The sequence below is a fragment of the Catonella sp. genome, from assembly GCF_057250765.1.
The window spans coordinates 50672-65892 of sequence record NZ_DBHIEC010000001.1 but is presented as its reverse complement, the minus strand read 5'-3'; the positions used below and the strand labels follow the sequence as shown (position 1 = coordinate 65892).

At 40.5% G+C, this 15221-nt stretch carries 13 protein-coding genes and 1 pseudogene; all 14 read left to right on the top strand.

Annotation, left to right across the window (positions count from 1 at the left end; all coding sequences use genetic code 11):
* Nucleotides 1–18: 18 nt before the first annotated feature.
* Nucleotides 19–371 (top strand): annotated as a pseudogene (locus ACO6HM_RS00280) (IS1380 family transposase); the annotation flags it as partial.
* 214 nt (nt 372–585) lie between these two features.
* Complete coding sequence (locus ACO6HM_RS00275) at nt 586–1656, top strand: hypothetical protein (protein WP_485389221.1); 1071 nt, start codon at nt 586–588, stop codon at nt 1654–1656.
* Nucleotides 1657–1849: 193 nt separating this feature from the next.
* Nucleotides 1850–1930 carry a DUF3791 domain-containing protein gene (locus tag ACO6HM_RS00270; protein ID WP_485389377.1) on the top strand — a complete coding sequence of 27 codons (81 nt, stop codon included), beginning with the start codon at nt 1850–1852 and terminating at the stop codon, nt 1928–1930.
* The gene (locus ACO6HM_RS00265) at nt 1924–2154 is read left to right on the top strand and encodes a DUF3791 domain-containing protein (RefSeq protein WP_485389220.1); all 231 of its coding nucleotides are present in this window, start codon (nt 1924–1926) and stop codon (nt 2152–2154) included. The genes ACO6HM_RS00270 and ACO6HM_RS00265 overlap by 7 nt, the downstream gene beginning before the upstream one ends.
* A 5-nt stretch (nt 2155–2159) precedes the next feature.
* Nucleotides 2160–3857, top strand: a complete 1698-nt coding sequence (locus ACO6HM_RS00260; RefSeq protein ID WP_485389219.1) for an AMP-binding protein — start codon at nt 2160–2162, stop codon at nt 3855–3857.
* Between the two features lie 299 nt (nt 3858–4156).
* Nucleotides 4157–4384 (top strand): phosphopantetheine-binding protein, encoded by a 228-nt coding sequence (locus ACO6HM_RS00255; protein ID WP_485389218.1) that lies wholly within the window; start codon nt 4157–4159, stop codon nt 4382–4384.
* 2 nt (nt 4385–4386) lie between these two features.
* Complete coding sequence (locus ACO6HM_RS00250) at nt 4387–5958, top strand: MBOAT family O-acyltransferase (protein WP_485389217.1); 1572 nt, start codon at nt 4387–4389, stop codon at nt 5956–5958.
* An 8-nt stretch (nt 5959–5966) separates the two neighbouring features.
* The gene (locus ACO6HM_RS00245; RefSeq protein WP_485389216.1) at nt 5967–6890 is read left to right on the top strand and encodes an SGNH/GDSL hydrolase family protein; all 924 of its coding nucleotides are present in this window, start codon (nt 5967–5969) and stop codon (nt 6888–6890) included.
* Between the two features lie 71 nt (nt 6891–6961).
* On the top strand, nt 6962–7894 hold the full coding sequence (hprK, locus tag ACO6HM_RS00240; protein ID WP_485378674.1) for an HPr(Ser) kinase/phosphatase: 933 nt from the start codon (nt 6962–6964) through the stop codon (nt 7892–7894).
* Nucleotides 7895–8004: 110 nt separating this feature from the next.
* Nucleotides 8005–8949, top strand: a complete 945-nt coding sequence (locus ACO6HM_RS00235) for an ROK family glucokinase (protein ID WP_485389215.1) — start codon at nt 8005–8007, stop codon at nt 8947–8949.
* Nucleotides 8939–9841, top strand: a complete 903-nt coding sequence (gene murB / locus ACO6HM_RS00230) for a UDP-N-acetylmuramate dehydrogenase (RefSeq protein WP_485389214.1) — start codon at nt 8939–8941, stop codon at nt 9839–9841. Before ACO6HM_RS00235 ends, murB begins: the two co-directional genes overlap by 11 nt.
* Nucleotides 9838–10686: an RNase adapter RapZ gene (gene rapZ, locus ACO6HM_RS00225; protein ID WP_485389213.1), complete on the top strand. Its 849-nt coding sequence runs from the start codon at nt 9838–9840 to the stop codon at nt 10684–10686. Before murB ends, rapZ begins: the two co-directional genes overlap by 4 nt.
* A gap of 1 nt (nt 10687) precedes the next feature.
* Entirely contained in the window at nt 10688–11626 is a 939-nt protein-coding gene (whiA, locus tag ACO6HM_RS00220; protein ID WP_485389212.1) for a DNA-binding protein WhiA, read from the top strand.
* A 28-nt stretch (nt 11627–11654) separates the two neighbouring features.
* Nucleotides 11655–15137, top strand: coding sequence for a DNA polymerase III subunit alpha (locus tag ACO6HM_RS00215; protein WP_485389211.1), 3483 nt, complete (start codon nt 11655–11657; stop codon nt 15135–15137).
* Nucleotides 15138–15221 lie beyond the last annotated feature (84 nt).

The window sequence follows — 15221 nt, the reverse complement described above, 5'->3', positions numbered from 1 at the left end:
GACCATGAAATCGTTTAACTCTATCACGCACATGGTGCATGCAAGCAGTACCACAGCGAGGTAAAGAATGATATGGACGTTGAAAGACTTCCGTCAGGTAAGTTTGAAACCAATGCACTTGTGCTGGAGCTTACTGTTATATCCGACAACATACTCCGTAGACTTAGCATGGCGCTATAGGAAAACGTGCCTTAAGACAGAAGAGATATGTCAAGCGCAGGCTCTTACGTACTGTAATAAGTGATTTTATAATGATGGCAAGCTATATAACCAGCCATGCCAGGCAACTCATTATGGGTTTAGGAAAAATCCATGTATGGAGGCATATTTTTGCTGATTTTTGTCGGGATAATGTAGCCATAAATGCATAACGTATAATTACATAAGTCTTAAACAGGCTTTGTTTGCTGTACGCTTTTTTGTGGATAACTACAAAAAATGATGATAACATGCTAAAGTTTAAATTTTAACTTGCCAACAATATTTTCAATGTCTATAACCTGCATTTTATGTGCTGGTTTTAAATTAAAAGTTAACATCACGGATTTAGGTTAAAATAATAACGATTTGGAGGATTATGTTTTTATGAAAAAATGTATAAAGAAACGATGCGATAAAATTTGTTTAATTTTATTAGTGGCAATAGGTCTAATGATTGTTGTATTAACGTATATTGTAAGTTTATATACTGGTTTTACAACTGGACCAGGTGTGATGTTATTTGATATTATGAAGTTTGGAGCGGCATATAGTACCTACTGCATAAATTCTTTAGTTTTATATAGTTACTTCATGATTCGTATACTACAAAAATATAAAATTCAAAGAAAAACAGAACGATTATTAAACTTAGACGAAATAAATGCTATCACATTACCTAGTAATAGTATTTCAGAATCTGTAGAAATTAATATTGATGGCAAATATATAAGGTATGATTTATTTTATGATAAGTATAATAGAATAATAAAACTAATAGCAATACTATCTTTATTTGTTTGTGCTCTTGGTTTTATTCCTTATATCTTATGTGGTGAAAGTATAAATAATAATATTATATTCGTGGTACAGATTTTAGTTGGACTTGTTAATATATTGTATCTAGTATTAGGAGAACTTGAGCATAGTGAAATAAATTTTTTATCAATAAAATTAAATCAGAGCATTAAAGATTGTGAGAAGAAGATAAATGAGAAATATAAGGAATTAATGACATTTCACCTTCAAAGAGAATGGGTTGAAATATCTGGGGAACAACCCTACTATGTAATTCAATATTCAAAGATAAATGAAAGTTACAGAGTAATTGTTAATTTTATCTTTGCAATAGGGGGTGTTATGGTATTGATTTATACCATAAGTAATGGGCTATGGAATGAATTAGCATCCGTAAATGGATTATTTTTTAAAATTTATCCCAATATTATATTAATAGTATTTTGTGTGTTATCCAATCAATTATATTATGATAAAATACTTCAACATAAAGTGAATATTGAAGAATATACAAAAGAAAAGATAACTGAATATAAAGAAGGAGAAATAAACAAAATAATGTATACGACTAATATAACAATGAGAAAAAAGAAATGTAAAAAATCGTATATCATTAGTATAATAACTATTTCAAAACTGAAATCAATTATTCGCCATTAGCCAATATAGTTATAACACTCCGTACTAAAAAGATATAATCTAAGTGGCAATAGAAGTATGCTACAAATGAGTAACATCATGAACAGAGTTCAAGAATAGAATTGCACGCCTGCAATTTGAAGATGGAAGAACATTTAATTGCCTTGCTGGCGAATATGGTAATTCACACGAATACATCTTTGCTTGTTACGATGTGCTCCACACCCAAGGGAAGGATTATATTGTAAATGACATAATAGAGCTTATGAAGAGAAAAGGGGGAGAAATATGCTAGCACACCCAATCCTTTTACAGAAGAAATATGCAAGAATTGTAGTAGCCTACGCAAAGGAGCGCAATAAAACGGTTGAAGAAGCCTTAGATTACTTTTATCACTCTATAGTTTACACACTTATGAGTCAGGGAATATCCGATATGCATTGTATGAGCGATGCCTATCTGGTCGAAGAACTTATTTTAAGGGAAAATAAACCTCCCCACAATCTTAGAAAAGAATAAACATTATGAAACCAACCAATATACTCACTTACCTTGATGAAACTGCCACCAGCTATCCCGACAAGCCCTCCTTTATAGGAGAAGCTTCCGCCTTGACCTTTTTGGAGCTTAAATCAAATACCGAAGCTGTAGGAAGTTTCATAGCTGATAAAAATATCTATAACGAGCCTATACTTGTCTTTATGGAGAAGTCCCCTGATGAGGTTTCTGCCCTTTTGGGAGTAGTCCGCTCGGGGAATTTTTATGTGGCGCTAGACCTTGATATGCCTGAGACAAGGCTTGATGCCATCATAGATATGACTAAAGCAAAGCTTATGATAGTTGACGGACATACTAAGGAAAAGGCTAAAAGCCTTGGATTTAGTGGAGATATTTGTAGCTATGAGGAAGCTCTAAGCAAGCAAACTAATGCTGCGTTATTGCGGGATATAAGCCATAAAGCGAAAGAGACAGACACTATTTACCTGGTATTTACCTCAGGTTCTACAGGGGTGCCAAAGGGAGTGGTGGCAAGCCATAGAAATGTGATTGACTACATAGAGGGGCTTGGCAAGGTCTTAGAGTGTGATGAGAATACTGTATTTGGCAATCAGGCGCCACTCTACCTTGATGCAAGCCTAAAGGATGTCTATACCACGCTAAAATACGGGGCTGCTACATATTTTATTCCTAAAAAGCTATTTATGTCTCCGGTTAATCTGATAGAATACCTCAATGAACATAAGATAAACACTATTTGCTTTGTATCCTCTGCCCTTACCATATTTACCAAGCTATCAGCCTTTGACATAGCAAAGCCTGAGTACCTAAAGGTTATTGCCTTTGGCGGTGAAGTATTGCCTATTAGCCACTTGAAACAGTGGATGAAAGCCTGTCCTGGGGCAAGATTTATCAATCTGTACGGTGCAACTGAGTGTACAGGAATGAGCTGTTATTATGTGGTTCATGATATGGAGAAACTGGAAAATGGCATACCCATCGGAAAACCGCTTTCCGATACGGAGATTTTTCTAATGGATGAGGAAGGTAACCCTATAGCAAATCCGCATCCTGGTGCAGGAATTTTTTCTAAGGATGAAGAAGACAGCCATATAGCAAAACCTGATGATACGGAGATTTTTGGGCATAGCAAAATAGATTTATCAATAGGAAAACGGCTTCCTAATGCTGAGACTTTTCTCAGCGATAAAGAATACAGCCACATAGTAAAACAGTCTGCTGAAATGGAGAATTTAAGGCATAGAGGCGAAATCTGCATAGGTGGAACAGGGCTTTCTTCTGGCTACTACAAAGATGAAGAGAGGACAAAGGAGAAATTTGTAAACTACCCATTAACAGATGGTAGGTCTATACTCCTTTACAAAACAGGCGACATAGGCTACTTTGGAGAGGATGGAGAGCTTTATTTTACAGGAAGAGGGGACAATCAGATAAAGCACAGAGGCTATAGGATTGAACTGGAGGAGATAGAGGCCTGTGGAGGTGCATTTGAGGGAGTTGACAGAGGTTGCTGTATTTATAACCCTGAAAAGGAGGTTATAACATTTTTCTACGAGGGTAGAATAGAAGAAGCCAAGGTAAAGGAGAATTTTAGAAATAAACTTGCCTCCTATATGGTTCCGGGCAAGGTGGTTAAGCTTGATAAGCTTCCGCTTATGGCAGGAGGCAAGATAGACAGGAAGGCTTTATCAAAACTCATTTAAAAATATTCGCTAAAGTGTTATAGTTATATTTTAAGATACAAGTGTCAAAAGTATAGAAATTCGATGCAAGCTTGCTTGCAAGAGAATTTATTAACTTTTGACACGAAAAAAATATGAGTAAGCAGCCATTTTTGTAAAAAATGAGCGGATTACGAATATTTTTGCAAGGATTGCGAAAAGCGCAGCTGTAGCAATCCTGTATCAATGGGTGTCAAATACTTTTGACACCCACATCATTTTAAAAGTAAATGGGAGAACCATAGCAATCCCATATCACAGGTTATTTAAGGAGAGCCTTTATGAATAAGACTGAATTACTTGATATTTTGCAGGACATCCACCCTGAGGTTGATTATGAAAAGGAGAAAAGCCTCATAGATAGCGGGATATTTGATTCATTTGACATAGTGACCCTAGTATCGGAAATCTCAGAAGAATTCGATATAAAGGTGCCTGCCAATGAGATTACGCCCGACAACTTTAACTCACTTGAAGCGATTATTACCCTTTTAGAGGAATTGGAGTAGAGATGCTATTCGTATCTTATGGATTTATAGCCTTTTTAATAGCGTTCATCATCTGCTATTATACTGTATTTAAGCGGTTTCAGTGGCAGTTTTTGCTCTTTGCGGGCCTTTCATTTTACTTCTATGCAGACAAAGTATATCTCATATATATGGCTCTGGTTACTGCCGGAGTCTGGTTTGCAAGCCTTAAAATAGACGACATCTATGTGAATATATCTAAAAGTAATTCAGAGTTAAAAGCGGAGGAAAAGCACCGATTAACTGCCTCGGGTAAGGGGAAAAAATGGCTCTACTTCGGTCTTATTTTCAGCCTTGGAACCCTCATAGTGGTAAAATATGCTGACTTTGTCATTGCCAATATTAACATAGTATCAAATGCACTTACAGGCGGTGGAGGATTTAAGTTCCTTAACCTCATTTTACCTATGGGAATTTCTTTCTACACCTTTAAGAGCATCAGCTATCTTGTGGATGTATACCGCAGAAAATACAGGGCCGAGAGAAATTTTTTCAAGTTTGCCCTTTATATATCATTCTTCCCACAACTAATCCAAGGCCCTATAAGCAGGTTTGACCATATCTCTGAGTCACTTTTTACAGAGCATAGCTACAATCACAAAGACTTTATCAGAGGGCTTTACAGGCTGTTATGGGGATACTTTAAGAAAATGGTAATCGCAGACCGCATCTTACCGGCAGTTCTTACCATTGTTTCTGACTATAAGACCTATAACGGAGCCTTTGCACTTATGGGAATCATGTTTTATGCGGTGCAGATATATGCGGACTTTTCAGGCGGAATAGACATCACCATAGCCATAGCGGAAATGCTTGGAATCAAGGTGGAGGAGAACTTCATCAGACCGTATTTTTCAAAAAATGTTAAGGAATACTGGCGCCGTTGGCATATAACCATGGGAGCCTGGTTTAGAGACTATGTATTTTATCCACTTTCCGTATCGTCATTTATGCTGAGGTTGTCAAAGCTCTCCAGAAAGCACCTTGGGAAAAGCATAGGAAAGCGTGTGCCTGTCTACATTTCAGCACTTATGGTCTGGTTCCTTACAGGACTTTGGCATGGAGCAGGATGGAACTTTGTGGTATGGGGACTTCTAAATGGGCTTTGCATACTGATATCTGACGAACTTAAGCCTGTCTTTGCGGCTTTTCATAAGCTTATTCCGATAAAGAAGCTGCCTTTTAGGACTTATGATGCATTTTCAGCTATCCGCACCGTATTTATAATGAGCAGTATCAGGATGCTTGACTGCTACGGTGATGTAGGAGTGACTTTTAAGGCATTTTTTAGTATATTTTGGGTAAATAATTGGGGAAAGGCGGTAGTTACCGACCTTGGAATAACTACAGCTGACTACCTCGTTTTAGCTGTGGGGGTAGTTATTTTATTTGTGGTAAGTCTTGCCTCAAGGACTACTGACATAAGAGACAGGATATTAGCTAAAAATGAGATTGTCTGGTACCCCGTGCTTGCCCTGCTTTTTGTAACGGTTCTGATTTTTGGAGTCTATGGCATAGGCTATGACAGCTCACAGTTCATATACAACAGGTTTTAGGAGGAGGAATGAAGAGGAAAATATATATAATTTCTACCGTTTGTCTTACAATTGTCATTCTTTTTCTTATTCAGAAACTGCTCCTTCCTAAGTATGTGGAGGACAATCCTGAAGGAGCGCTTATCAGTGAGTATTATGACGTGGAGAAAGACCACGACCTGCTCTTTGTAGGGGACTGCGAAGTCTATGAAAGCTTTTCGCCAGAGGTTTTGAGGAAGGAATATGGCATCAAGTCCTATATAAGGGGAAGTGCCAACCAGCTTATATGGCAGTCTTACTATCTTCTTGAAGAAATGCTTAAGTATGAGAAGCCAAAGACCGTAGTTTACAATGTGCTTGCTATGAAGTACGCTAGGCCTCAAAAGGAGAGCTACAACCGCATGACTCTTGACGGTATGAGGTGGTCTGCTTCTAAGGTGGAGGCAGTCAAGGCTTCTATGCTTCCTGAGGAGAAGTTTATTACCTATGTCTTTCCTCTGCTTCGTTTCCATTCACGCTGGAGTGAGCTTTCGAGTCAGGACTTTAAGTACATTTTTACTAAGCCAAAGGTGTCTGAGGACGGCTACCTTGTGAATAAAGGGGTGTATCCTGTGGATAAGATTCCTGTAGGGAAGCCTCTTTCTGATTACAGACTGCCTGACATATCTTACGAGTATCTTGACAAGATGGTGAAGCTATGTAAGGAAAACAATGTAGAGCTCATCCTTATGAAGGCACCAATTCTTTATCCTTACTGGTACAAAGAGTGGGATGAGCAGATTAGGGATTATGCAGGGGAAAATGGCTTAAAGTACATCAATTTTCTTGATAAACAAGATGAGGTGGGGATTGATTATTCCAAGGATACCTATGACGGAGGGCTTCATCTAAATTTCTATGGGGCAGAGAAAATGAGCAGGTATTTTGGGAAGTTGTTGAGGGGTTTTTATTGAATAACCCCCCGCTTCATGTTATACTGAAATCACCAATATTTCTTATAAAAAGGAGCAAAAGCATGGAAGGTATGTACAGTGTACCATTGTCAGAACTCATCGAGAAAATGAGTCTTGATAATCTGACACCGGGAATAGATACAGAGAACATTTTGATTAAACATATAGACGTAAACCGTCCTGCACTTCAGCTCGCAGGTTTCTTTGATTACTTTGATTCAGAGCGTATTCAGGTAATTGGAAATGTAGAGCATGCCTATCTTAAGAGGATGGACGAGGATGACGGAGTTAAGGTTCTTGCCAAGCTTATGGACTACAAGATTCCCTGCCTCATCTTCTGTAGGGGAATAGAAGTCCCTGAGAAGCTTCTTGAGGTGGCAGTAGAAAAGGGAGTTCCTGTACTTTGGACAGACAAGGCAACCTCTGCTTTCATGGCTGAGGCCATCCGTTATATGCGCCACCAGCTTGCTCCAAGGATATCCATACATGGTGTATTTGTAGATATCTATGGCGAGGGTGTCCTCATTATGGGAGAGAGCGGCATAGGTAAGAGTGAGGCTGCTCTGGAGCTTATCAAACGTGGACACCGTCTTGTGTCCGATGATGTGGTAGAGATTAAAAAGATAAGTGAGGATACCCTTGTGGGTACAGCTCCTGAGATAACCAAGCATCTTATAGAGCTTAGAGGTATAGGAATCATCGATGTTAGAACCCTTTTCGGTTTTGCAAGTGTAAAGAACTTCCAGAATATCGACCTCATAGTAAAGCTTATGGAGTGGAACAAGGACTATGAGTTTGACAGACTTGGACTTGAGGAGCAGTATACAGAGATTCTCGGAGTCAACCTCATAAGCCACAGTATACCTATCCGCCCGGGTAGAAACCTTGCCATCATCTGTGAGGCAGCGGCTGTTAACAACCGTCAGAAGAAGATGGGCTACAATGCGGCTAAGGAGTTCTATGACAGGGTAACATCTAATATAATGAAAAACAGAGATATTTAGACGATTAAATGGTAACATACTGCCATATACCCCAAATAGGCTTCTGATAAGCAAAGCGAAGTCTAATCGTATGGGCAGTTAAATCAGACAGATACTTGAAGGAGAAAACTATGGATAAATTTTGTTTTGGAGTAGACATTGGCGGAACCTCAGTTAAACTTGGTATGTTTACCATGAAGGGGGATCTTATCAACAAATGGGAAATCCCAACCCTGCCTGAGAGCGTGCTTTCAGACGTGGCAAGGTCGATAGAAGACCGATTTAGTGATGAATATCCAAAAGAGGACTGTGAGGGTATAGGTATAGATGTGCCGGGACCTGTAACAGAGGATGGCTTCGTTTCACAGTGTGTAAACATGCATTGGGGCAGAACTGACGTAAAGGGAGAGATTGAAAAGCTTACAGGGCTTAGGGCTATGGTAGCCAACGATGCCAATGCTGCTGCTCTTGGAGAGAAGTGGCAGGGAGGTGGTAAAGGACACGAAAGCCTTACCATGGTTACTCTTGGAACGGGAGTAGGCGGTGGTGTTATCATAGGTGGCAAGATAATAGCAGGCTCCAATGGGGCAGCAGGAGAGATAGGCCACATCTGTGTGAATCCAAATGAGGAAGTATCCTGTAACTGCGGTAAGAAGGGCTGTCTTGAGCAGTATACTTCAGCAACAGGTATAGTCCGCCTTGCCAAGATGGAAATGATAGAAGGAAAGAGCTCTACTATCTTAGCAGATATAGACGGATTCTCAGCTAAGGATGTGCTTGATGCTGCTAAAAAGGGAGATGCCATAGGTGTTGATGTACTTGACAGACTTGGCTGGTATCTTGCATTTGCCTGTGCAGGCATAGCGCAGATAGTAGACCCTGAGGTATTTGTCATCGGCGGTGGAGTATCCAAGGCAGGTGACATCATTATCAAGGCCATCACAAAGTACTATAATGAATTTGCTATGGACGCGGTTAAAAATAAAGAATTCAGACTTGCAACTCTTGGAAATGACGCAGGCATCTACGGCTGTGCGGCAATGATAGCGGGAAAGAAGATTGGATATGAAAAGTAAATTTTTAGAAAGGCTTCAAAACATTTTATGTGGCGAAGCCATATTTTTAAATGAAGACATGAAAGCCCACACCAGCTTCAAAATCGGAGGGCCTGCGGAAGTTTTCCTCGAAATCTCCGACATCAGTGACCTCCTAAAGGTGACCAACCTCTGCAAGGAAGAAGGTGTCAGTTTCTTTGTAATAGGAAATGGAAGTAACCTCTTGGTAAATGATGAAGGAGTGAAGGGAGTTATCATCCATCTTTCAGGAAGGCTTGCAATGGCAAGGATAGAGGGAGATGTCATAAGGGCAGGAGGAGGGCTTAGTCTGTCTGCACTTGCTGCCTTTACCGTAGAGGAAGAATATACAGGACTTGAGTTTGCATCAGGTATACCCGGCTCAGTTGGCGGGGCAATATATATGAATGCAGGTGCCTACGGCGGAGAAATGAAGGATGTGGTGACAGGAGTCTACATAATTACAGATGGAGAGCTTAAGCATTATACTGCGGATGAAATGGAGTTTTCTTACCGTCACAGCAAGGTGTCAAAGCTTAATAATGCAGTAGTAGTGGCTGTGGATTTTAAGTTAACCAAGGGCAAAAAAGAGGAGATTCAGGCTAAGATAGATGACTTAAACTCTAGAAGAAGTGAGAAGCAGCCTTTAGAATATCCAAGTGCAGGCTCCACATTTAAGCGGCCTGAGACAGGCTATGCTTCACAGCTCATAGAGGAAGCGGGGCTTAAGGGAACCAGAGTAGGAGGAGCAGAGGTCTCAAAGAAACATAGCGGCTTTATCATCAATGTTGATAATGCCACTGCTAAGGATGTGAAAGAGTTAATAGCTTATGTACAAAAGATAGTAGAAGAAAAAAGCGGAGTGAAGCTCTATCCGGAGGTAAAAATGCTATGATGTCGTCAAAACTTGTAATCATCACCGGTATGTCGGGAGCAGGTAAAACTACAGCAATAAAGAGTCTTGAAGATGCAGGCTATCTTTGTGTGGACAATCTTCCTGTTGACTTCCTTGTGGACTTTGCAAAGCTTACAAAGGCCAAGGGAGAACACATAGGAACCGCAGTAGGGATAGACATAAGAAGTGGTTCAGGGCTTGATAAGCTTGCAGACATCCTGCCTGAGGTAAAGAATGAGGGGGCTGAAATCCTCTTTATGGAAGCCTCGGATGAGAGCCTTATCAGGCGTTACAAGGAAACAAGACGTACCCACCCGCTTTCAGGTGCAGGAAGGCTTGAGGTGGGCATACAAAGAGAGAGGGAAAGGCTTTACTTCTTAAAGAAGAATGCTGATTATATCATAGATACCAGCAGGCTTCTTACAAGGGAGTTAAGAGCCGAGCTCTATAAAATATTTATAAATGAGGAAAAGTATAATGGTTTTGTGACTACTATACTTTCTTTTGGTTATAAATACGGGATACCGTCAGATGCTGATTTGGTATTTGATGTGAGATTTTTGCCTAATCCTTTTTACATACCTGAACTTAAGGAAAAGACGGGCAATGATAAGGAAGTGTATGAATATGTCATGTCAAGCGAGGCCGCAAGGCAGTTCTTGTCGAAGTTAACAGACCTGGTGGACTTTTTGCTTCCAAACTACATAGCGGAGGGAAAAAACCAGCTTGTCATTGCCATTGGCTGTACGGGAGGAAAGCACAGGTCTGTCACCCTTGCCAATGCTTTACTTGAGTGGTTTGGAGGAACAAATTATAAGGCCAGGATAGAACATAGGGAGATTTGATATGTCCTTTTCATCAGATGTAAAAGAAGAACTTACGGAGTATATGCCAAAAGCAAGGCACTGCCAGATAGCTGAGATTGCAGCTGTTACCATGCTTTGTGGAAGGATAAGAATAACGGAAACAGGTGGTTACAGACTGCTTATTCACACTGAAAATATATATACAGTCAGGAAATTTTATGAGCTTTTAAGAGAGGCCTTTGATATAAGGGGAGAGGTATCAATCAGAAAGAATATCTCTAAGAATTCAATGATGTACACCATCCTCGTAAAGGATGAGGCTGCGAAAGAAGTACTTGAGGCTATAAAGCTCTTAAATAAGGATGGAAGCTTTAGAGAGGATTATTCCCTTGTGTCCAATATGATAGTACAGAGTATCTGCTGTAAAAAGGCCTTTCTAAGAGGGGCTTTTTTGGCATCGGGATCAGCCAGTGATCCGGAAAAAAGCTATCATCTTGAAATAGTGGTGGACAGCGAAAGTCAGGCTTTGGAGCTAACAGGGATATTTTCAGAAGTAGGTATAAAGGCGAAGTTTATTAAGAGAAAGAACCATTATCCCGTATATATCAAGGAAAGCGATGAAATATCAGAGTTTCTTGGGATTACCGAGGCTCACAAGGCTTTGATGAATTTTGAAAATATAAGAATATACAAGGATGTCAAAAACAAGGTAAACCGCAAGGTAAACTGTGAGACTGCCAACATAAGGAAAACCGCTTCGGCAGCGGGAAAGCAGCTTGACGACATCTATTATCTTAAAAATATAAATAAGCTTGAAGACCTGCCTGACGGACTTAGGGAGTTAGCGAAGCTAAGGATGGAATATCCGGATGCCACCCTTAAAGAGCTGGGAGAACTTCTTGATACACCTCTTGGCAAGTCGGGGGTGAATCACAGACTTAATAAAATCAGCCGTATAGCTGAAGAGAATAGAGTTTAGTAATTGCATCAATAGAAAGAAGGGTAAAATGAGCTTCACTCATTTACATTTACATACAGGATACAGTCTTCTTGACGGCTCAAGCAAGATACCTGAGCTAGTTAGAAGAGTCAAGGAACTTGGCATGGATGCCTGTGCCATCACAGACCATGGAGTTATGTATGGAGTTATAGAATTTTACAAGGCCTGCAAGGCAGAGGGTATCAAGCCCATTATCGGCTGTGAGGTATATGTTGCTCCGGGCTCCAGATTTGAAAAGGGAAAGGAAAAGTCGGCAGAGCGGTACAACCATTTGATACTGCTTGCTGAAAATGATACAGGACACAAAAATCTCATGAAGCTTGTATCAAGGGGCTTTACAGAGGGATTTTATTATAAGCCGAGGGTGGATTACGAGCTTTTAAGCGAGTATCACGAAGGCATAATTGCTTCATCCGCCTGTCTTGCAGGCATAGTGCCTTCTAAGCTAAGAAATGGGGACTATGAGGGAGCAAAGGAAGAAGCGATGAGGCTTCAGGAAGTATTTGGAGAAAACAACTTCTTCCTAGAGCTTCAAGACCATGGACTTTCAGAGCAGAAATTTGTCAATCAGGGACTGATGAGAATATCGTCTGAGACATGTATTCCTCTTGTAGCCACCAATGACTGCCATTATCTCTATAAAGAGGATGCCGAGGCTCATGACGTACTTATATGCATCCAGACTCAGAAAAATGTATATGATGAAGACAGGATGAAGTATGAGGGCGGACAGTTCTATGTGAAGTCTCCAGAGGAAATGGAAGAGGTATTTCACTACATACCCGAAGCCATACACAATACAGAAGAGATAGCAAGGCGCTGCAATGTAGAGATAGAGTTTGGCAAATACCACCTGCCACTCTATCCCGTGCCTGAGGGCTATACCTCACTTTCATATCTTAATAAACTCTGCGAAGATGGATTTAAGAAGAGGTATGAGGGGGTGGATGCAGATACTGAGGCCTCTCTTCGTGAAAGGCTTAAATACGAGACTGATACTATAAGTAATATGGGCTTTGTGGATTACTTCCTCATAGTGTGGGATTATATCAACTTTGCAAAGGAGAACCACATAGCGGTAGGTCCCGGAAGAGGCTCGGCTGCTGGAAGCATAGTAGCTTACTGCCTTGGCATTACTGGGGTAGACCCTATTAGATACAACCTCCTCTTTGAGCGTTTCTTAAACCCGGAGAGAGTAACCATGCCCGATATAGACGTTGACTTCTGCGTACTTAGAAGACAGGAGGTAATAGACTATGTTACCGAAAAGTACGGCAGGGAAAAGGTGGTTCAGATTGTAACCTTTGGTACCATGGCTGCAAAAATGGTTATAAGGGATGTGGGTAGAGCCCTGGACCTGCCTTATAGCTTCTGTGATAAGATAGCCAAGATGATACCCAATGAACTTAAAATGAATATTGAGAAGGCTTTGTTAATCAATCCTGACCTAAAGAGGCTTTATGATGAGGACGAGGAGGCAAAGAAGCTTATAGACCTCTCAAGGAGGCTTGAGGGGCTTCCAAGGCATACATCCATCCACGCAGCAGGAGTAGTTATAAGCAAGCGTGAAGTAGACCGATATGTGCCGGTTTCAACAAGCAGTGACGGAGCAGTTACTACCCAGTACACCATGGAAACCATTGAACAGCTAGGACTGCTTAAGATGGACTTCCTAGGCCTTAGAAACCTTACAGTTATAGAAAAGGCTGTGGAGCTGGTAAATAGAAACAGAAAGAAAGAAGGAAGGGAAGAGCTTGACATAGAAAAGATAGATATGGAGGATGAAAATATCTATCTTATGATTAGCGAGGGCAGGACAGAGGGAGTATTCCAGCTTGAAAGTCCCGGTATGACAAGCTTTATGAAGAAGCTTAGGCCTGACAACATAGAAGATATAATTGCGGGAATTTCCCTCTACAGACCAGGCCCTATGGAATTTATTGATGATTATATAAACGGCAAAAGGAATGCTGCCACCATAGAGTATGACTGTGAAGAGCTGGTCCCAATCCTTAAGTCAACCTATGGCTGTATAGTGTATCAGGAGCAGGTTATGCAGATAGTGCGTGATCTTGCGGGCTACAGCTATGGGCAAAGTGATTTGCTCCGCCGTGCTATGTCAAAGAAAAAGGACAGCGTGATGAAAGAGGAGAGAAAAAACTTTGTCTATGGTGATGAGTCTAAGGGAATACCCGGCTGTGTGGCAAATGGTGTGTCTGAGCAGGTTGCCAATAAGATATATGATAAGATGATTGACTTTGCCAAGTATGCCTTTAACCGCTCGCATGCCGCAGCCTATGCTTTTATAACCTATCAGACTGCCTACCTCAAGTATTATTACCCTAAGGAATATATGGCTGCCCTTTTGACCAGTGTCATGTCAAATACAGGAAAGGTATCAGAGTACATCCTTTCAGGCAAGGAAATGGGAATAGCCATCCTTCCTCCTGATGTCAATGAGGGAGAGGGTAACTTTACTGCTGCTAGTGGTGGTATCCGCTATGGAATGTCTGCCATAAAGGGGCTTGGAGAAAATGTAACAGATGCCATAGTAAAAGACAGGGAAGAAAGAGGAGCCTACAAGAGTCTGACTGATTTGATTGAAAGGCTTTCTGGCTCAATCAACAAGAAGGGGCTTGAGGCGCTTATAAAGTCAGGAGCTCTTGACGGACTTTCGGGGACAAGGCGTGAAAAGATGGCTGTGTATGAGCAGGTACTTGATTCCATTTCACATGAAAAGCACAGCAAGATGGCAGGACAGCTAAGCCTTTTTGATATAGCACCCAAGGATGAATTATCTACTTTGGAAGTGAAGATGCCTGTACTTGGAGAATTTGATGTAGAGACAAAGCTTGCATTTGAAAAAGAAATGCTTGGAGTCTACCTTAGCGGGCACCCTCTTTGGAGCTATCAGGATATGCTAAAGTCTGTCTGCAATGCCACTTCCTTGGACTTTGCTTATGATGAAGAGGAAGGAATGGTAAATGTAGCACCGGGTAAAGAATACATACTTGGAGGAATCGCGAGTGTGGTAAATATCAAGCTTACAAGAAATAATCAGCGTATGGCTTTCATTACCCTTGAGGACTTGGTGGGAAGTGTTGAGGTTATAGTATTTCCAAGAGATTTTGAAAAATACAAGGACCTTATAGAAGAGGGAAGAAAGTACATAATCTCAGGGAAAGCCTCGCTTGAAGAAAATGATGCTGCAAAGTTAATTGCAGGAAAGATTATTCCTTTTGAAGAAGTACCTAGAGAAGTATGGCTGCAGTTTGAGAATAAGGCCGAACTTGAAAGGGTAGAAGATGAGTTAAACAAAATATTTGAAGGCAATAAAGGAAATGCAAGGGTTATGTTATACTGTAGGGAAGAAAGACAGGTAAAACAGGTAAATACAGTTAGGGGCATATCTTATGCAGAAACTGTAATAGATGAGTTAAAGTCTAAGCTTGGAAATGAAAATGTAAAAATAGTCGTAAAAATGCATTAAACCTATAGCTAAACTTTGGTTAATCTTTTTGTTGATTGTGACCTCGTTTTGTATTAAAATATAGCCCATAGGACTTTGGTTGTA